A 16,850-nucleotide genomic window follows, 5' to 3' on the forward strand; every position below is an offset into this window, starting at 1 on the left:
TAAGATAATAATACGCCTTGTTCTAAACATCACCATCTCAAAAAACCAAACATAAAGTCAAGTTTTTAAAACTTATCCTCTTGACCAAAAAGTCAAGTTATCTTAACTTGTTTATGTACACACAACCGAGGATATGGAAATGATACTAGCGAAAGTTCAAACCTCAGCAAAACAGCGTGACGAGTTTCGTTTACTGGTAGCGATTCGTTTTGCTTGCTTGATGGCCGTCACCAAAGGCCATCAAAACCCAATGGATTGCCTACGGGTGCAAGCCCGCTGCGCCGAGCTGGTAAAGCATTTTGCTTACAACCACCCTAGCCCTGCCTTCCACAAACAGTTTTTTGGCCATGCCGGCGAACTCGGCAACAGCTTTAGCCTGCGCTTTACCGAACCCAAGCAGGGTTTACACGGCAGCATCACCGTTTGGCGCAACGACCAAGCCCCAAACAATGTGCATCAGCTTATGCCCGCCCCACAGGCAGCGCATTAGCAACTATCGGCATCTGTAGCGGCAACCGAGGGAGAGAAACCATGTTCTTTGTATACGGCGTATCCATGACTCTAGCGAGAAAAGAAGCGGCGAAAAAGTGCAGCCTACACGAAGGCACCTACCCTAACCGCCGCGAACTTAGCCCAACAGAGTACCAAGCCAAGCTAACTGAAATGGCCGAAGCGAAGTACGAAAAAATGCGCCCACAAAAGCTGTCGCATTCGCTCTCTACCCCTGCATTGTGCAGCCAGTTTATCGCGCTCGCACAACGCCAAGATAAATGCCGCGACCTGCATATTCGCTATCGCAAGCCCACAGGCAAAGTGAACCCCAAAACCAAGAAAGAAATCATCGCTTGGGAAGTATACAACGGCGAAATCGCCGCTTAACAACGGATAGCGACCAAACGAGAGAAGGAAAGCAGGATGAAACAGCGCCCGATAATCTTCAACACTGAAATGGTGCGCGCCATTCTTGATGGCCGTAAAACCCAAACGCGCAGACCAATGCAACCGCAGCCTCATAAAGAATGGCATCCGTTCTCTGCAAAAGCGGAATGGTACACACCAACAGTAATTGATAAGAAAGGATTTTATCAGCCTGCCAAAAATGATGTTTTTGGTGTCAGTGATGAAGACCAAGGGTTTATATCTCCTTTTGGCGCTATCGGCGATCAGCTATGGGTGCGCGAGACTTGGAGGCGATTCAATTCATCTGATGAATGTGGTTGCAGTGAGTATCCGTGCGGATGCCCAAGCAATGGGGCTGTGTTATTCAAAGCAACGCATGATTGTGGCGAGCAAAAATGGAAACCATCTATTCACATGCCACGTTCTGCTGCTCGCATCATCCTAGAAATAACCGATGTTCGTGTTGAACGGTTGAATGAAATTAGCGAACAAGATGCTAAAGCTGAAGGTTTTGACTACCCAGCTGTACCAGATATGGGGTGGAAGTTTAATGCTAAACATAACTTTCTATTTGCATGGGACAAGATATACGGCAACAGATTATCAAATCCTTTCGTCTGGGTGATTGAGTTTAAGGTGATCAGCACCACAGGCGGTGCAGCATGAACTACTTACTCCCTGGCTTTGAATCCAAACGGCGCATTGAGTTGCTGCTCTCACTTACGCGCATTAGTTCGCCCGAGGTCATTGCCGCATTAACGCTACATTACACCAGTGCCCTACCCGCCGAACGCGCAGCTGCGCGCCACGGTATTGAAGTATCGAACTTTATGCGCGGGCAAAAGAAGCTAGAACAAATCGCCGCCACGGTTGAAGCCATTAAAGCCATCTACTGGGCCAAGCTGCAAACAACTCCGCAAACAGAAAAGGTGGCCTAGATGAAGCAAGTCGCGGCGTTTCGCCACCTGTTAAACCATTACCGTAGCCATAAAGCGAACCTGCGATTAAAGGCCGCGAGTGGCGACAAGGTACAAATTACGTTGGCACTGGGCGCGCTCGATTGCCTGTACTGGCAAGCATTAGGCAACGACCTAATCAACCTAGCCAAAGGCATTAACCGCACCATAGTGTATTCGTACCGATATCACTCAATGCGCCTACCCTGCCATTCGCAAGTCAGCCAAACAAGCGACAACCAAAACAAGGAGGCGGCATGAATAAGCTAACCAACCCAGTGCTGCGCTATCACGGCGGTAAGTACCGCTTAGCGAAATGGATTATGTCTTTCTTTCCTGAGCACCATTGCTATGTGGAGCCGTTCAGCGGTGCCGCCTCGATTTTGCTACAAAAGGCGCGCTCACACGGCGAAGTGTACAACGACCTTGATCAAGACATTTTTAACTTGTTTCAAGTGCTACGAAACCGTGAGTTATCCGCGCAACTGATCGAGCTTTGCCATTTAACGCCCTATTCGCGTGATGAATTTTTACTGTCGTACGAGTTTACCGACTGCGTTATCGAACGAGCAAGACGGACTGTGGTTAGTTCAGCAATGGGCTTTGGTTCTGGCGCGGCGACATTTCATCCGACGGGTTTTCGGTCTGAGGCTAAACGGGCCCCGAATACTTGCGCGCATATGTGGGCAAAATATCCGCCCCTGCTGGCTTACGTTTGTGAACGCCTGCAAGCGGTCAACATTGAAAACCGCGAGGCAACAGAGTGCATACGCTCGCACGATTCGGTGAACACGCTGTTTTATGTTGATCCGCCATACGTCAAAGAAACGCAGTGGTTACGCAATAACAAAAACGTGTATCAGCATGAAATGTCTTTTGAAGAACACCAAACCTTACTAGCTCAACTGCTGAATGTGAAAGGCATGGTGGTCTTAAGCGGTTACGAAACCGAACTGTATAACGACACCTTAGTGGGTTGGTCGTTACACAAGAAACAAGCACGCTGCTCAGCAGCTAATGGAACTGGGATGCGTACCGAGTGCATTTGGGTTAATCCGCATGCATGCGAAAAACTGGCCAGTAAGGAGGCGGCATGAATACGTTCAGCACTAAAGCGGGTGTGGTCACATTATCTAAGCCCTACTCCACCTTGATGTGCGATCAGCAACAAATCGAAGTGAAGTACTCCCCCAACAATTACCACGGCTGGGGCATTTGTAAGTCATTTAACGCCATAGAGTGCAGCGACTTCGGCCAAGCCGACGCCGAAGTATTCGCACTCAACGCAGAATCAAAACTCAGGATAAAAGGAGAAGCAGCATGAACGCACCCAAGATAAAAGCGTTTCAAGTACAAGAACATTGCGAGGGCGCCGCGTGCATAGTGTTTCATCAACATGCTGCCGCCGCTCGTCGCATAGGTGCAGGCGAACTCAATCTGACCTTTGAAGATGATATGTCAGTGACTCGCTGCCCTGAATATGACCAATACGCTGAGCAAGGCAACGTGCCTTATCAAGTGTTACTGGCGGATGGTTGGTGTTTTACCTGTTACCACTGCGACAACCCAATTAAAGCCGAAGACGATGAAGGCAATGCGACGGACATTGAAGCGGTAATCTGCATCGGCGAGGCGTTTTATTGCAACGCGGCGTGCCATTCACAAAAACAAGCTGACATTGCGCAGCACAATGCTAAGGCCGAAGCCTTTAAGCAACGACTGTTATCACTGCGCCCTGATTTGACCTTCACGGCGTTTAACGGTGCATATCCACAACTGTATTGCACTGCGACATTTACTTTTGAAGGTGCTCAATATGGCGGCTCAGTGGCCTATGACAAGGCTGGCGAGCTTGATTGGCGAGTATCAAACACTGATTTGCCCGCATGGCAAACATATCAAGCCCTGCGCCAAGGAGAAGCAGCATGAAGCCGATACAAGCAGCAACAGTTGAACGTGAAGAAGGTTATTGGACCCATCCAGACATGCCCGAATGGGACGAAGGCGTGACCCGCGCAGAGTGTGAAGCATGGGCTGCACGCCAAGGTGGCGAGTTTGTGGCGATTTGGTTTGAACTCGATGCCCCTGAAAACCTCATCGAACGCTACTTTGACGAGGGCGACACCGATATCAGCGATTGGCAACCCGTTTGCGACAAGGCCGGCTCATTCTTGCTGAGTATTCACGACACCGAGGATGGCCCCGTCGCACTGTTCTTCGCACCGAAGGATAAGGAAGGGGCATGAAGCATGCTTTCACTATCAGAACGGCTAAAGCAGTTCGCTACAGATCAAGACGACTTATATCGTCGTGGTGAAAAGAATCTTGCGGCTGAGGCAGCGCAAGAAATTGACACTCTAACAGCTGAGCGCGGCCAACTGGCGATGCAGGTGGATAAGCTCAAAACTTTCATATCTACACAAGCACTGCCCAACCTATTTGTATTAAGTAATGACTATCCACAATGCCTAGGAATCGATAGTGCAATAACTGATGCGAATGAGCTTCTAAAACTTTGTGGTCATGAAAAAAGCATTACAAGTGGTGGTAAACGATGAAGAAGATGGCAAAGCCCGCAGGGCTAATAGTTTCATGTCCACACTGTGGCGGTGAAAATACGATGTACGCATCAGATCTATGCGAAAACGAATTTGTCTGTTCATGGGCGCATTGCGAAAAGGAGTTTGCAACGTGTGGCGAGGATGATTTTCATCGTTACATTGAGGATGGTAAGCAATGAGCTGGTCAAATTGTGGTGAGGATAGTAACGGCAGACCCATTGGTTATGCCTTCGAAGCAACCTGTGATCATCCGGGTTGCCACAAACAAATCGACCGCGGCCTTGCCTATGCGTGTGGCGGTATGCATGGCGAAGATGAGATCAGCTGCGAGGGTTATTTCTGTGAAGCGCATAGACCAACCTTTGTCGAACATTGCGGCCGTACCCATCAGATTTGCAGTCAATGCACCAAAGCATTAATCGACTCTGGTGAATGGCAAGAAGATGAGGATGAAGGCTGTTTAAAGCAAGTAAGGCACGATGATGAACACTGCAACAATGCGGGCGCTGACTTAATCAGGAGTCCGATATGATCGAGCAATATATTACCCTTGAAGATTGGGCGAAAATGCATATCGCCTTCTCTGTATCAAAAGCGACTTTGCAGGCTTGGGCAAAGTCAGGGTCCATTGTCCCAAGACCAATTAAGCTCGGTAGACGCTGGGCGGTTAAATCCAATGCGATTTACGTAGACCCGACTCAGGTTGTGGTCAGTGATATAAGCGACCCTGTTATCAGGAGAATCCTCAATGGCGGCTAGACCACGTAAGTTCGACCTAGGTGTAGAAAACCTTTATTGCCGGCAAGACGCTCGCAATGGTGAAGTTTATTACCAGTACCGAGATCCCCGCAATGGTGCCTTTAGAGGGCTAGGTAAAGATAGAACCATCGCAAAAGAACGAGCAAGCGCATTAAATCTGTTAATTGCTCAACAACTTGCAAGTGCGTTTATCGATAACTATAACGCTAGGCCGGAACGTGTGGCACAACATGGCATTGCCTTTAAAAAGTGGGTTGAAAAATACATTGCTATCCAGGGCGATAGATTAAATAACGGCGAGATCAGACTCAACACGTTTAAAACCCGTAAGTCTCAGGCGACGATTGCTATAAAAGCGATGGGCAATATTCCCCTCAAAGACATATCAACCAAAGACTGTTACGAGCTGATGCAGTCTTTAAGAGCGCAAGGAAAAGAAAGAACTGCGCAGGCGGTGAGATCAGTACTTATTGATATTTTCAAAGAAGCCGCTCAAGCGGGAGAAATCACCGGAGGATTAAATCCCGCATCAGCAACAAAATCCCCACGGGTAAACGTTGTTCGGGATCGGCTTGAACTAGAAACCGTGAAACAAATCCTCACGGTTGCCGAAACCAAAGAGCCGTGGGTTAAAAATACCATTCTGCTCGCATTGGTGACTGGGCAGCGCCGCGTTGATATCGCTAACATGCAATTTAAAAAGGGCAACGATTGGGAAAAACTGTATCAAAATTGGAAAACAGGAAACAGTTCGAAGCCGCCCTACTCCTACGTTGAAGGCGAATGGTTGCATGTGTTTCAGCAGAAGACCTCAACGATGCTCAAGCTGCCGTTGGGACTTAAACTTGAGGCGTTAGATTTGAGCATTGGCAACGTTGTTTTATCGTGCCGTAGCCGCTGTGTATCTAAATACCTGATCCACCATCAACACGGTATTAGAGGTGCAACCATAGGTGGGCAAGTGTTTGTTGATACCATTACCAAGCGCTTTTCTGAATGCCGAGACGAGCTTGGTCCATCGACAACGACCTTTCACGAATTGCGATCACTTTCAGAAAGACTCTATAGAGGTCAGGGAATCGACACTCAAATCTTACTTGGTCACAAAGACCCGCGAACCACTGCTGCATATCATGATATACGTGGCCAGATGTGGATAGAGCTAGTGATTTAACACCAGAAAACACACTGCGTTTTGGAGAGGAATTTTGGAGTGATTTTGGAGAGAGGTTTTTATCTAATAATTACAATAAGTTAAACTTAAAGCAGATATTCCCCATACAGACCATTAAAATTCGTCTTATATTTTTTGCTTTTAACGCTTTATCTTCTAACAACTTAGCATCCTCTGGCAGTGCTATTTAGGGGGTGATGCGATTTGCCCAAAGGCGGGAGAAATACATTTTTTCACTTCAAAATGATAACCGTATTTCTCGTTAGCAGACTCGGTGATTTCCAGTATTTCGTAATCGTTTAACTCAACCACCACAGAATTGGCTAATTTTTCACAACGACTACGGCCATCGGCCTCAAACTTATAGGCAAATAACGCGATTAATTCTCGGATCCCCTTGTAGTATGTGTGCCCAAAAGTTCTTAAGGATTCGATAGTGCCATCAGCAGATTGCATGGTGAGATCATTAGCCGCTTTCTCTGCTTCAGTCTGGGCTTTTTCGGTTATTTTGACTTCAACAACAGTGTTTGCAAGACTCACTTTTTCATTTTTTTGTATTTTGTTCGCAACGTTCTCTAATAAAGTTTCACCATCGGAGATGGCAACAAGATTCATTAATAACACCACAGATAACACCATACGTAAAAATGCCGTTGTTACCACAAAGCGTTTTTTATTGTCCTGTTGGTTGGTCTCTAACCCTAAAATCCGTAAACCGATATGGAACAATAAATAACAAGGGATCACAATTTGCAGAAGCAGTAACGCGAGAATAGAAATACACACGAACCAAATGGGTAAATACAGCAAAATGGCAAAGTTGTGGGTGTAAGACAAATGTGAAGCTGAAACACCTGTGATTTCATTAACCACACTACCACTGGCGGCCAAGGCAAAGTTGGCAATAACAGCATAAAAGAGTAGGAAAATGGCTTTTCCAGCCAAGGAATGCCACGCCATTGCAAATTTTGGCCAAAACTCAATGATTAACGCAACCGCAGTGATAATAGCGGCCAGCCAAATATCTGACTGAAATAGCAATAATGCAATTAATGCTAATAGATAACAGCGCTGGGCAATGGTTAAACTTTGCAAAAACGCTTTAGCGGTGACAATGGGCTGCTTAGTCCATTTGGGAACCGTTAAGATTTTAGCCAAGCGTTGCTTCAAAGAATGTTCACTAAATTGAATATCAACCAAAACCTACTCCTTGGTGTTATTGCCTATTAATAATCAGTATGATACTCGGCAAAACCCTTATTGATAGCGTTCGATTTTTATCAATATTCAACAATTTCGCAACTTATTCTTTAACTTCTTTATCCTCAGGCACAATGTCTGTCCTGATCCGTAAATAACTAGCAAATCGCGGCAAGCCATTCACCGTTAACCCTAGATACTTGTAAGTGATAAGTGTACCGATAGCTGGGGGATGCTGACGCTCTGCAAGGTTAAAACCTGTGCCAATACTAAAAATTCGCCCCTCTGGTGTTTGCACTCTTAAGGCACCCATTTTCCCAGCAAATTGCCCTTTGCCAGCAACATAACCAATCACCGTCGCTTCAGCATCTAAATAGGGCTTTAACTTCATTACATTAGGATTACGTCCCGGCGTATATACCGCAGTGCGTCGATGTAAAATTAATCCTTCAGCGCCAAGGGCAACTAAGGTATTTAAAGTGTCATAGAGGGCCTCGACACTGTCGACACTAAATTGCTCAATAACTTGAAGATAAGCCGATTTTCCCACGATAAGAGTTTGCATTTGCAGATAACGGTCTTCAAAGCTCCCCTTGGTTGTCGGTAAATCAAATACCATAAAGCGTACCTTTTGCCAGTCCGTATCCTTTGGCGATGTTTGACGTATTAATCCTGAAATCGCCTCAAACTGCCCTCGCCCGAGCCATAACTCACCTTCCATTGCGATAGTGGGAAACTCGGCGGTAAACCAACTTGGGGCCAGAATGGGATTCCCCTGACGAGTAAACAAACGTTGCCCATCCCAGTAACCACGCACACCATCAAGTTTTTCACTGACCAGAAACGCGCCGATTTGAGTATGATCGTCGAGTGCATATTCGGTTGCTAATTGAATATTCGGTGCAGGACTTGCATAGCTAACCGCAATAAATAAGCTGCAAAGACCAATGAGAAGCCCAAAACACTTGGCAAGTGCATTTCTTAAAAAAAGTACGCGAATTTTCAGAGTCATTCCTTTGTCTCTCTATAAGTCATCCCACTGCAAGCTTAGTATTTAGCCTTGACTGCCGCTAATCCGGCCGCAATATGATCCCCCTATCAGAGCGAGCAATTTGTATAGTTAACTATTTATACACATAAATTATCGGGCTATACTGCGGCCTCTTTTTTAAGCTCGTTCAAAAGCCGGCACACCAGTCGTATTCGGTTTGAACGAAAATGCTCACGAACAACCGCCCAAGTCGATGGAATAATTATGAAACCAGCAAATAACCACGGTATAAAACGCATCTTTAGAGCGACGGGATTTTCAATGAAGGGCTTAAAAGCGGCGTGGGTCCATGAAGCTGCGTTTAGACAAGAATTGATGCTTGCGGTGGTGATGCTCCCCATCGCTCTATTGGTCGATATCAGCACCATGGAACGCTTAATGTTGATCTTAACGCTGTTTATCGTGTTAATTGTAGAGCTATTAAATTCTGCTATTGAAGCAGTTGTTGACCGTGTTGGCAGTGAGATCCATCCCCTGAGTGGTCAAGCAAAGGATATCGCCTCTGCTGCGGTGTTCATGAGTTTAGCGCTCTGCGGGATCACTTGGCTCGTGGTGTTATTACCGCGCTTGATATAATCCTTTGTGCGCATTAACACTGATTTAGGTCATTAAATTCGCTGATAAAAAACGCCTTTAGGAATTATCCCAAAGGCGTTTTTTATCCAACTCAACAAATTTAGTTATCTTCAATTACGAGCTTATCCGCTAAAAAACTTATCGCCTGCTTAATTTGCTCTAGTCTGTCATTTTCAGCCCAATAGGCGACATACACACTGCGTGAAATCGCACTCGCCCCCGCGACCAAATTCAGTTCGCCTCTTTGAAGCAAAGGCTGCACCAAATGCTCGGGTAAAAATGCGCAGCCGCCGTTATTTAAGATAAAATCTAAGGCGATACGAGCCGAACTGGTATGTAAAGTTGGCACAGGTAAAGCCGCATATTCCTGCGCATGAATAATATTAAAGGCCGTCCCCCAATCGACTTTGACATATTGTCCAGCTTGCACCTCATTAACGGACACATCCCGGGATTTAGATACCAGCAGCAAATTGATTTGGCCTAATTGGATTAATTCAAATTGGTCAAGTTTGGGTGGATCAAAAGAGATCGCCAGATCGAGAGTCCTATCCATCAATTGCCGTGTCATTACGGTGAGTGGCAAAACCTCGGTCCGCAATGCAACCCCAGGAAGTCCCACATGCAGATGCTGTAAATACCGCTGTAAATAGGCATCCCAAATATTGGGGCCCGCGCCAATCGCTAATTGAGTCGATTGTAACTGACTAAGCGAAACATCCTGCTTGGCGCGCTCCCATGCTGTCAATACCGCTTCCGCATGGCCCAACATCCGTTCCCCAGCAGGGGTCGGCTGAATATTATTTCGTTGGCGCTCAAACAAGGCAACACCAAGAATGCTCTCAAGCTGTTTAACTCTAAAACTTACCGCACTACGGGTAAGGTAGAGGTTTTCCGCCGCCTTACCAAAATGGCGGGTACGAGAGACTTCCAGAAAGGTCTTTAGTAAATCGGTATCCATAAAAATTCTTGACCAACATAGGCAAATTTTTTTGATTTATAAATCAATAATACTAGCCAATACTCCACTTGCAAATCTTTGTATACCAAAATCTAGAAGGTAACAGCCATGTCTGAACAGTCTTTTTCAAACGCTAACAGGGGTTCTGAGACGCTGAACGGCTCAGCTGCCAGTTTTGTATCTCACAAACGCTTTTACGACGATACTAATTTCCCCAAAGGTTTTAAGCGCAGTGGCGACTTCACTAGTAAAGAAGCCGAACTGCTCGAATTACATGGTCATGCCATGAAAAACCTTGCTGAAGGCAAAACACTCCCAGTGACCGCCGACGAAGCACAATTTGTCGAAGTCATCAAAGGAAACATCCCTCCGAGTAGCTTGTTAGAGCAGATCTGGTTAAAGTACCGCAAACTCGCCCGGGGTAAGCCCTTTTATGCAGTGGTTGGTACGGTTCATTTACCAGCAACCAAACCTGAGGTTGAGCCAGAAGCGGCATTCGATGTAGATGTGGATGTTGAAATTGAAGATGATGTTCAGGATGAAGCTGAACCCGAGGACAAAGCATGAAAATGAAGGTTTGCGATTAAATGCGTGGTTGGATTTTATATAAAGAAACCGCGACTCAGCTAAAACCTGAATGGTATGAAATCGAACGTCTGTTGGCGGCAGCTAAGGCCGACAATATTGAATTAGCCGTTTATGCGCCGGATGAGTTTGATCTCACCGTGACGAGAGAAGATAACAAAAGTATTTTGTTAAATGGACAACCCGTTGAATTGCCGGATTTTATCATTCCGCGCATGGGTTCTGGCACCACCTACTTTGCGTTGGCAATCATTCGCCATTTAGAACGCTTAGGGGTGTATTGTTTAAATCCTTCAAAAGCCATTGAGATTGTTAAAGATAAGCTCTTCTCCCAGCAACTGTTGGCCGAGAAGAATTTACCGACACCAAAAACCATGTTGGTCAAATTCCCGGTTGATATTGATCTGGTTGAGCGACATTTAGGTTTTCCCGTAGTGATTAAAACGCTCTCAGGCTCTCAAGGCAGTGGTGTATTCTTATCACACAAAGCCCGTGAGTTTGATGACTTAATGCAACTAATTGAAGCGACTAATAAAAACGCCAACATTATTTTGCAAGAGTTCATCGCCAATAGTCATGGCCGCGACTTGCGAGTCTTTACTATTGGCGGACGCGTTGCAGGCTGCTACGAGCGACGTGGGCAAGAAGATAGCTTTAAAGCTAATGTCAGTGCGGGTGGCTCGGCGAGGCCCTTTGAAATCACTCCTGAAATCGAATGGCTCGCGACGCAAACCGCCAATATTCTCGATTTAGATGTGGCAGGTATCGATTTATTGTTCGATAACGGCCATTACAAAATCTGCGAAGCCAACTCATCACCTGGGTTTGAAGGATTAGAATCGTGCTTAAATGTGGATATTGCTGCGCAAATTTTGCACTTTATCCGCATCCGTTTAGGCATGTTTAACAAGGACGAAAAAAGCAGCGAGCCAACATCGGCCGCTAACACGCATAACAATTGATGCGGTCTCGTTAAGCTCTTATCGGCGGCTCAGTCTCTACTGGGCCGTTTTTTTAGGCTTTACGACATATTCCCTTCACTAGGGCGTGTTGACGTTTCAGGGTTATTTTTGCAGCAATGTAGCTGGCTTTTATGCAAGGCAAAGTCCGTACAGTGTAGTTATTCTACATAAACGGACGATAACGCAGCAGAAACCTCAACACGCCCTAATCACCAAGATGTAAATTACTGTGATCCCTCCCTCAAGCCTGCGATACCAAAGCGATTTACCATACAACTTTTGTTTTAAATCACGAAAATCCACACTTTTCAAAACATTTTATTCACATTTAAAGATTTACTGATACACTCCAAATGGTCATAACTTATGGCACTTAAGTCTGATGTTTTCGCTGGATATAATAAGAAGAATACTGGAGTAGCGTTGATTTCCACTCGTCTAACCCCCTTAGTGATCGCCCTTCTCACTTGCACTCCTGTGCTGGCGGGCGAATTCAGCTTGGAGCTAGGGGGATTTTATTCGCAGTCAGATACCAATATGGAAGTGACTAACCCGAATACCGCGAGTAACTTCACCTTAAACTATGAGTCCGATCTGCAACTGGCCGAAAACGAATTTTTGCCCTTTGTTGAGCTAAATTATCACTTCAACGAACGCCATCATCTTTACCTCGACTGGAAACAACTACACCGCACAGCCGAAACCCAAGCCCTTTCCAAACCCTTCCAAATTGAAATTAACGATACAATTTACGATATTAAAGCAGGCGGAAAACTCAGCTCCACCCTAAATATCGATATTCTGCGTGTCGGTTACGGTTTTGATGCAATTCAAGGCAGTAACTATGATGTTGGTTTGTCTCTTGGTTTACACACAATGTTTATTAAGACAGGATTTGAAGGCATTATCGGCGTCTGTAAAGCCTCTGAGTTACTGAATAATGTCTGTGCGAGCCAGGCAATACCGCAAATTGTCGATGAGAATATCACTGCACCACTGCCGGACTTTGGCGTCTATGCTAATTACGAATTTATTTCTGGATGGGATTTAACCACTCACGCCCAGTATTTCTATATCAACCTCAATGATGTCAAAGGCGAGTTGGTTGATATTAAATTAGGCATAGATGCGCAAATTACTCCCAATTGGCGTATGAGTGTTGCCTATAACTACTACAAAGTTGACGTCGATATCGCACAAAAGTCCCCAAATAAAGAGACTCAAATTGCCGATTACAATATTTACTACAGTTTTATCGGCCCCATGCTTTCTGTTAGCTACACCTTCTAGTTAACCTGAACTCGGGATAACGAGTGTCGAAAAAATCTAAATTTAATAAACTAAATCAATGCTATAAATGATTCTTTTGAAAAGAAAAATCTTTTTTCTAACTGAATGCGCAGATTTTTGCGCATATCAAGGCGCTCTGTCGTATGCCATAGCGCGCTATGGTGAGACAGAGCAACGCAGAGAGGCCCGAAAAGATGCCTATTCAGCGGCTCTACTTATCCCGAGCTCAGGTTAATTAATTGAATAAACATAAAAAAGGACGCCGCAGCGTCCTTTTTACCTTAATCGGAATTACTTTTTACGGCCATCCTGCTCACGCTTAGTCTTAAAATCCGACGCCTCTAACCAATGTGGCCAATCTTTACCATTAGCTAAGGTCGTTAGCATGCTCGCCATCAGATCTAAATCCTGCTTCACCCCTTCGAGCGACCAGTTTGGATCATAATCATCGGCTCCTTTATGGTATTTATGGGCAATGTAGTCAGGATCCGTATCCCCAAGGCTCATAAATAACAAGCCGGGCACGCCTTGCTGGGCCAGAGCGAAGTGGTCCGATCTAAACATCAAACCATTTTGCGGTCTAGGATCAGCCTTGACAACCCGTCCCTGTGCCTTGGCGGCCTTATCTAAATAACCTTCTAACTCAGACACTCCCTCACCATAGCGCAGAATATAATCTACCCCTTGGTTCATATTCATGCCGTCAATATTTAAAAAAGCGACAATGTTTTTGGTCGGTACACTGGGATGCTGAGCAAAATGCTGAGCACCGATCAGCCCTGTTTCTTCGGCGGTAAAGGCACTAAACAGAATCGAGCGCTCAAGCGGCGCCGTTTTTGCTTGTTTGGCAAAGTAACGCGCAAGAGCTAACACACCTGCCACACCACTGGCATTATCGACCGCACCATTAATGATTTCCGGTTTACCGTCTTCTATCACTGTACCTAAATGATCCCAATGGGCATGCATCATCACCACCTCATCAGGGCGGCTTTTTCCTGGTAATAGTGCCGCCACATTGTGGGATTCGGCGCGTTCAATCGTATTATTTAAACTAACATTCGCCTTTAGCTTTAAGGGAATGGCCTTAAAGTTTGGCTTGGCGGCTTGTTGTTTTAAGGTATCAAAGTCCATACCAGCCTTAGCAAAAATCTTTTTGGCGACATCATGTTGCACCCAACCCATCACGCCAACCTGCCCTTGATTATTGTTTGCATCGATGAGGGTAAACTTGGTACCTGTGTTAGAGTTTTGCACGACACCCCAGCCATAGGCTGCGGGTTCAGTTTCATGCACAATAAAAACAGCTTCAGCACCTTGGCGAGCAGCTTCTTCGTATTTGTAAGTCCAGCGGCCATAGTAGGTCATGGCATTGCCTTTAAAGACCTTGGGATCTTGAGTTGCAAAACCAGGGTCATTGACCAGCACTATCACGGTTTTACCTTTTACATCGAGTCCCTGATAGTCATTCCAACCATATTCAGGCGCATTAATACCATAACCGACAAACACCACATCGCTATTACTGAGGTTGACTTTATCGCTAATTCTCTGGGTTCTGGCGGTAAACTCGCTGCCATTGGCAAACTTAAGCCCTCCCATATCGAGCTGCATATTTTGATCGGCGGTAATTTTCGCCAGTGGCACAGCCTGCAAGTAACTATCGCCAAATCCAGGCTTAAGCCCCATTTCTTTGAAGGCTTTCTCAAGATATTGAATGGTGAGTTGCTCGCCTTCGGATAAGGGCGCTCGGCCGCCGAAGGCGTCACTGGCTAAGGTTTTTACATCAGTACGATATTGGTTCAAATCCATGCTGTCACTCAACGACTGGGCGGCAACAGCGGGCAAGGACAGTAAGGCGCTTAAGGCACTCGTAAGGATGAAATTTTTCAAGAGTTTCTCCCAAGTTATTATCATTATTTAGTTTTAGCGATAAACTCTAACATATCCCCTTTGCCTTTTGGCAGGTTTATTCACCCCGCTTTTGGCTTGAGTTGTAACGGGATTTGACGAGCAAAATACTTACCCCTATGTGGTGCACATAGTTTATCGATTTATATTTATTGGGATTAATCCATGTCACGAGATTTATTACAAACCGCAGCCTTAAATCTTAAAAAAGCGGTTCCCTTAATGCTCAAGCATCAAATCCCCACGACTCCCATTAATTACGCTCTTTGGTATACCTACGTGGGGGAACAAAATCCGGCATTAAATGCACAGCTCGATACGGTTATCGCCCATTACAATACCTGCCCTCCCGTGAGTAGTGAGCTGTTATATCGTCAATATGTGGCAGACCCCATAGAACTGAATGTGCGAGATATGCGGCTTAACCTTGAGGCCATGGCCACTGAGTTATCGCAGTCGATTAAGGATACCAATCTGGATGCGACTGAGTTTCAAACCTGTATCCATAATAACTTTGCCAAACTGAATGGTATCGAAGAAGGTACGCTCAGTGTTGATCAAGTGCTCGATTTAGTACGTAATTTAGTCAAAGAATCCGACAATATTCGCTCGAGTACCGAGTTTTTTACCGCTCAATTGCAAAAAGCCCAGACAGAGATTGATGCACTGAAGCAAAAGCTTGAGAAAACAGAAAAAGATATGCTTTATGACGCGCTGACAGGCTGTTTAAACCGCCGCGCCTTTGATGCCGATATCGCCGGAATGCTAGCGCAAGCAGCGGAAGGAACCTGCCTAATCTTAGTTGATATCGATCATTTTAAAGCGTTCAATGACAACTATGGCCACCAGTTGGGCGATCAAGTATTAAAAGCGGTCGCGAAACGCTTACAGGAAGCCTGCCGAGATGGCTGTAAGTTGTACCGCTTTGGCGGTGAAGAATTTGCCATTTTAGTGCCCAAGAGCCAATTACGAATTACCAGGCAACTGGCCGAAGCGATGCGCCGCGGGCTTGAAAAACTAAGCCTTAAAGATAGGCGCAAAGACCAGCGAGTCGATAATATTACTGCATCATTTGGCGTTGCCCAATGGCAAGAAAAGCAATCTGTTGAACAGCTGATTGAAAAAACAGATAAATTGCTTTACGAAGCCAAACGTCTAGGCCGTAATCGAGTCATGCCGATCAACAGCTAATGCCACGCTAATTCTATGGTAGCGATAACTCATCAAACGATAAGCAGGCCGAGTGACTACTCAGCCTGCTTTAGCGATTATTAAGCTACCTTTTGCGGTATTTCGACCATATCTTTACTTTGATCAAATAGTTGCGGAGCATTCGTCGGTGAGGTAATCGGCACTGCTTGCACTACAAATCGCAGTTCCGCCCCACCTTGCAACGCATCGAAGGGATAGCAAGTGATGAGCGTTAAACGATTATCGTCAGTTGCCGCCATTAAGTCAGTTTGCGATTCGTGCACCACCTCAGTCGCCACTACTTGATAAACAATTTCCTTGCCCGTCGCGGTTTGCAGCGCTAAGCGGCGTCCAACACTAATACCATTTAACATCGCAAAATGCGTATCCCTGTGCCCGGCAATCACTGTGTTGCCTTGCGCGCCAGCGGGTGCACTCGATAGTACTAAGGCAGGCCCGAAGGCCAAATTACGGCCAGATGCGCCCGCCAGCACATATAAGCTGTCGTTGGATGCCGGACCATCGAAGTGATTCGGTCTTTTAGCCTGCTCGATGGAGAGCTTAGCCACGGGATAGGTATCGGCCCAGGACCAAGGTTTATGGGATTGACCATCGATTAAGGTTTTAGCCCAAGCTTGTTCAATCAAATATTGGGCAAAGTGTGCTTTCGCTTGCATATAGAATCCTTTTCCAAACAACGTGATGCCGATTAATACCAATCCCACCAGCAACCCTATTTGTATCTGTTGAGTCACGCGCATACTCACGGACAT

The 16,850-nt window shown here is 45.8% G+C and carries 23 protein-coding genes; 18 read left to right on the forward strand and 5 right to left on the reverse strand.

What is annotated here, in order from left to right; all coding sequences use genetic code 11:
• Window positions 1–139 precede the first annotated feature (139 nt).
• The 13 genes from HG547_RS13850 to HG547_RS13910 all read left to right on the forward strand — a co-directional run bounded on the left by HG547_RS13850 (window position 140) and on the right by HG547_RS13910 (window position 6,350).
• Entirely contained in the window at window positions 140–490 is a 351-nt protein-coding gene (locus HG547_RS13850; RefSeq protein ID WP_169548148.1) for a hypothetical protein, read from the forward strand.
• Between the two features lie 41 nt (window positions 491–531).
• Entirely contained in the window at window positions 532–879 is a 348-nt protein-coding gene (locus HG547_RS13855) for a hypothetical protein (protein WP_169548149.1), read from the forward strand.
• 36 nt (window positions 880–915) lie between these two features.
• Window positions 916–1,566 carry a hypothetical protein gene (locus HG547_RS13860; RefSeq protein WP_169548150.1) on the forward strand — a complete coding sequence of 217 codons (651 nt, stop codon included), beginning with the start codon at window positions 916–918 and terminating at the stop codon, window positions 1,564–1,566.
• The gene (locus HG547_RS13865) at window positions 1,563–1,838 is read left to right on the forward strand and encodes a hypothetical protein (RefSeq protein WP_169548151.1); all 276 of its coding nucleotides are present in this window, start codon (window positions 1,563–1,565) and stop codon (window positions 1,836–1,838) included. The genes HG547_RS13860 and HG547_RS13865 overlap by 4 nt, the downstream gene beginning before the upstream one ends.
• Window positions 1,839–2,117, forward strand: coding sequence for a hypothetical protein (locus HG547_RS13870; RefSeq protein WP_169548152.1), 279 nt, complete (start codon window positions 1,839–1,841; stop codon window positions 2,115–2,117).
• Window positions 2,114–2,953, forward strand: coding sequence for a DNA adenine methylase (locus HG547_RS13875; protein WP_169548153.1), 840 nt, complete (start codon window positions 2,114–2,116; stop codon window positions 2,951–2,953). The genes HG547_RS13870 and HG547_RS13875 overlap by 4 nt, the downstream gene beginning before the upstream one ends.
• Window positions 2,950–3,180: a hypothetical protein gene (locus tag HG547_RS13880; protein ID WP_169548154.1), complete on the forward strand. Its 231-nt coding sequence runs from the start codon at window positions 2,950–2,952 to the stop codon at window positions 3,178–3,180. Before HG547_RS13875 ends, HG547_RS13880 begins: the two co-directional genes overlap by 4 nt.
• The gene (locus tag HG547_RS13885; protein WP_169548155.1) at window positions 3,177–3,785 is read left to right on the forward strand and encodes a hypothetical protein; all 609 of its coding nucleotides are present in this window, start codon (window positions 3,177–3,179) and stop codon (window positions 3,783–3,785) included. The genes HG547_RS13880 and HG547_RS13885 overlap by 4 nt, the downstream gene beginning before the upstream one ends.
• A complete protein-coding gene (locus HG547_RS13890) occupies window positions 3,782–4,102 on the forward strand; it encodes a hypothetical protein (RefSeq protein WP_169548156.1) in 321 nt (106 codons plus the stop codon). Before HG547_RS13885 ends, HG547_RS13890 begins: the two co-directional genes overlap by 4 nt.
• Before the next feature lie 3 nt (window positions 4,103–4,105).
• On the forward strand, window positions 4,106–4,414 hold the full coding sequence (locus tag HG547_RS13895) for a hypothetical protein (protein WP_169548157.1): 309 nt from the start codon (window positions 4,106–4,108) through the stop codon (window positions 4,412–4,414).
• Window positions 4,415–4,592: 178 nt separating this feature from the next.
• The gene (locus tag HG547_RS13900) at window positions 4,593–4,949 is read left to right on the forward strand and encodes a hypothetical protein (protein WP_169548158.1); all 357 of its coding nucleotides are present in this window, start codon (window positions 4,593–4,595) and stop codon (window positions 4,947–4,949) included.
• Window positions 4,946–5,176 carry an excisionase gene (locus tag HG547_RS13905; RefSeq protein WP_012088952.1) on the forward strand — a complete coding sequence of 77 codons (231 nt, stop codon included), beginning with the start codon at window positions 4,946–4,948 and terminating at the stop codon, window positions 5,174–5,176. The genes HG547_RS13900 and HG547_RS13905 overlap by 4 nt, the downstream gene beginning before the upstream one ends.
• Window positions 5,166–6,350, forward strand: coding sequence for a phage integrase Arm DNA-binding domain-containing protein (locus HG547_RS13910; protein WP_169548159.1), 1,185 nt, complete (start codon window positions 5,166–5,168; stop codon window positions 6,348–6,350). The genes HG547_RS13905 and HG547_RS13910 overlap by 11 nt, the downstream gene beginning before the upstream one ends.
• A 183-nt stretch (window positions 6,351–6,533) precedes the next feature.
• Here HG547_RS13910 and HG547_RS13915 read toward each other — a convergent pair whose 3' ends face one another.
• Complete coding sequence (locus tag HG547_RS13915; RefSeq protein ID WP_169548160.1) at window positions 6,534–7,550, reverse strand: hypothetical protein; 1,017 nt, start codon at window positions 7,548–7,550, stop codon at window positions 6,534–6,536.
• A gap of 103 nt (window positions 7,551–7,653) precedes the next feature.
• Window positions 7,654–8,562, reverse strand: coding sequence for a DNA ligase (locus HG547_RS13920; protein WP_169548161.1), 909 nt, complete (start codon window positions 8,560–8,562; stop codon window positions 7,654–7,656).
• 243 nt (window positions 8,563–8,805) lie between these two features.
• Between HG547_RS13920 and HG547_RS13925 the strand changes: the two genes are divergently transcribed.
• Complete coding sequence (locus HG547_RS13925) at window positions 8,806–9,177, forward strand: diacylglycerol kinase (protein ID WP_037430715.1); 372 nt, start codon at window positions 8,806–8,808, stop codon at window positions 9,175–9,177.
• 100 nt (window positions 9,178–9,277) lie between these two features.
• On the opposite strand, the gene hdfR is transcribed toward HG547_RS13925, so the two are convergent.
• The gene (gene hdfR, locus HG547_RS13930; RefSeq protein WP_037418139.1) at window positions 9,278–10,138 is read right to left on the reverse strand and encodes an HTH-type transcriptional regulator HdfR; all 861 of its coding nucleotides are present in this window, start codon (window positions 10,136–10,138) and stop codon (window positions 9,278–9,280) included.
• A 108-nt stretch (window positions 10,139–10,246) separates the two neighbouring features.
• Here hdfR and HG547_RS13935 point away from each other — a divergent pair, with 108 nt between their 5' ends.
• From HG547_RS13935 to HG547_RS13945, 3 genes are all read left to right on the forward strand, one after another.
• Window positions 10,247–10,705, forward strand: a complete 459-nt coding sequence (locus HG547_RS13935) for a DUF413 domain-containing protein (RefSeq protein ID WP_037418142.1) — start codon at window positions 10,247–10,249, stop codon at window positions 10,703–10,705.
• Between the two features lie 20 nt (window positions 10,706–10,725).
• Window positions 10,726–11,685, forward strand: a complete 960-nt coding sequence (locus HG547_RS13940; RefSeq protein ID WP_037418145.1) for a RimK family alpha-L-glutamate ligase — start codon at window positions 10,726–10,728, stop codon at window positions 11,683–11,685.
• A gap of 426 nt (window positions 11,686–12,111) precedes the next feature.
• Entirely contained in the window at window positions 12,112–12,975 is an 864-nt protein-coding gene (locus HG547_RS13945) for a hypothetical protein (RefSeq protein WP_037418173.1), read from the forward strand.
• A 291-nt stretch (window positions 12,976–13,266) separates the two neighbouring features.
• Here HG547_RS13945 and HG547_RS13950 read toward each other — a convergent pair whose 3' ends face one another.
• The gene (locus HG547_RS13950; RefSeq protein ID WP_169548162.1) at window positions 13,267–14,892 is read right to left on the reverse strand and encodes a M28 family metallopeptidase; all 1,626 of its coding nucleotides are present in this window, start codon (window positions 14,890–14,892) and stop codon (window positions 13,267–13,269) included.
• A 159-nt stretch (window positions 14,893–15,051) separates the two neighbouring features.
• On the opposite strand from HG547_RS13950, the gene HG547_RS13955 reads away from it, so the two are divergent.
• Window positions 15,052–16,077 (forward strand): GGDEF domain-containing protein, encoded by a 1,026-nt coding sequence (locus HG547_RS13955; RefSeq protein WP_169548163.1) that lies wholly within the window; start codon window positions 15,052–15,054, stop codon window positions 16,075–16,077.
• Between the two features lie 80 nt (window positions 16,078–16,157).
• Here HG547_RS13955 and HG547_RS13960 read toward each other — a convergent pair whose 3' ends face one another.
• Window positions 16,158–16,850: a class GN sortase gene (locus HG547_RS13960; protein WP_248278751.1), complete on the reverse strand. Its 693-nt coding sequence runs from the start codon at window positions 16,848–16,850 to the stop codon at window positions 16,158–16,160.

Origin of the sequence: Shewanella sp. DNRA4, from assembly GCF_012843185.1 — a bacterium.
Lineage (GTDB): Bacteria > Pseudomonadota > Gammaproteobacteria > Enterobacterales > Shewanellaceae > Shewanella > Shewanella xiamenensis.

Excerpts from the sequence above, each read along its gene's own strand:
- HG547_RS13905 (WP_012088952.1), top strand. The coding sequence starts at position 4,946 with ATGATCGAGCAATATATTACCCTTGAAGATTGGGCGAAAATGCATATC.
- HG547_RS13895 (WP_169548157.1), top strand. The coding sequence starts at position 4,106 with ATGCTTTCACTATCAGAACGGCTAAAGCAGTTCGCTACAGATCAAGAC.
- HG547_RS13865 (WP_169548151.1), top strand. The coding sequence starts at position 1,563 with ATGAACTACTTACTCCCTGGCTTTGAATCCAAACGGCGCATTGAGTTG.
- hdfR (WP_037418139.1), bottom strand. The coding sequence starts at position 10,138 with ATGGATACCGATTTACTAAAGACCTTTCTGGAAGTCTCTCGTACCCGC.
- HG547_RS13940 (WP_037418145.1), top strand. The coding sequence starts at position 10,726 with ATGCGTGGTTGGATTTTATATAAAGAAACCGCGACTCAGCTAAAACCT.
- HG547_RS13925 (WP_037430715.1), top strand. The coding sequence starts at position 8,806 with ATGAAACCAGCAAATAACCACGGTATAAAACGCATCTTTAGAGCGACG.
- HG547_RS13960 (WP_248278751.1), bottom strand. The coding sequence starts at position 16,850 with ATGTCCGTGAGTATGCGCGTGACTCAACAGATACAAATAGGGTTGCTG.
- HG547_RS13860 (WP_169548150.1), top strand. The coding sequence starts at position 916 with ATGAAACAGCGCCCGATAATCTTCAACACTGAAATGGTGCGCGCCATT.
- HG547_RS13900 (WP_169548158.1), top strand. The coding sequence starts at position 4,593 with ATGAGCTGGTCAAATTGTGGTGAGGATAGTAACGGCAGACCCATTGGT.
- HG547_RS13855 (WP_169548149.1), top strand. The coding sequence starts at position 532 with ATGTTCTTTGTATACGGCGTATCCATGACTCTAGCGAGAAAAGAAGCG.
- HG547_RS13885 (WP_169548155.1), top strand. The coding sequence starts at position 3,177 with ATGAACGCACCCAAGATAAAAGCGTTTCAAGTACAAGAACATTGCGAG.
- HG547_RS13920 (WP_169548161.1), bottom strand. The coding sequence starts at position 8,562 with ATGACTCTGAAAATTCGCGTACTTTTTTTAAGAAATGCACTTGCCAAG.
- HG547_RS13935 (WP_037418142.1), top strand. The coding sequence starts at position 10,247 with ATGTCTGAACAGTCTTTTTCAAACGCTAACAGGGGTTCTGAGACGCTG.
- HG547_RS13950 (WP_169548162.1), bottom strand. The coding sequence starts at position 14,892 with ATGATAATAACTTGGGAGAAACTCTTGAAAAATTTCATCCTTACGAGT.
- HG547_RS13880 (WP_169548154.1), top strand. The coding sequence starts at position 2,950 with ATGAATACGTTCAGCACTAAAGCGGGTGTGGTCACATTATCTAAGCCC.
- HG547_RS13875 (WP_169548153.1), top strand. The coding sequence starts at position 2,114 with ATGAATAAGCTAACCAACCCAGTGCTGCGCTATCACGGCGGTAAGTAC.
- HG547_RS13910 (WP_169548159.1), top strand. The coding sequence starts at position 5,166 with ATGGCGGCTAGACCACGTAAGTTCGACCTAGGTGTAGAAAACCTTTAT.
- HG547_RS13870 (WP_169548152.1), top strand. The coding sequence starts at position 1,839 with ATGAAGCAAGTCGCGGCGTTTCGCCACCTGTTAAACCATTACCGTAGC.
- HG547_RS13850 (WP_169548148.1), top strand. The coding sequence starts at position 140 with ATGATACTAGCGAAAGTTCAAACCTCAGCAAAACAGCGTGACGAGTTT.
- HG547_RS13955 (WP_169548163.1), top strand. The coding sequence starts at position 15,052 with ATGTCACGAGATTTATTACAAACCGCAGCCTTAAATCTTAAAAAAGCG.
- HG547_RS13890 (WP_169548156.1), top strand. The coding sequence starts at position 3,782 with ATGAAGCCGATACAAGCAGCAACAGTTGAACGTGAAGAAGGTTATTGG.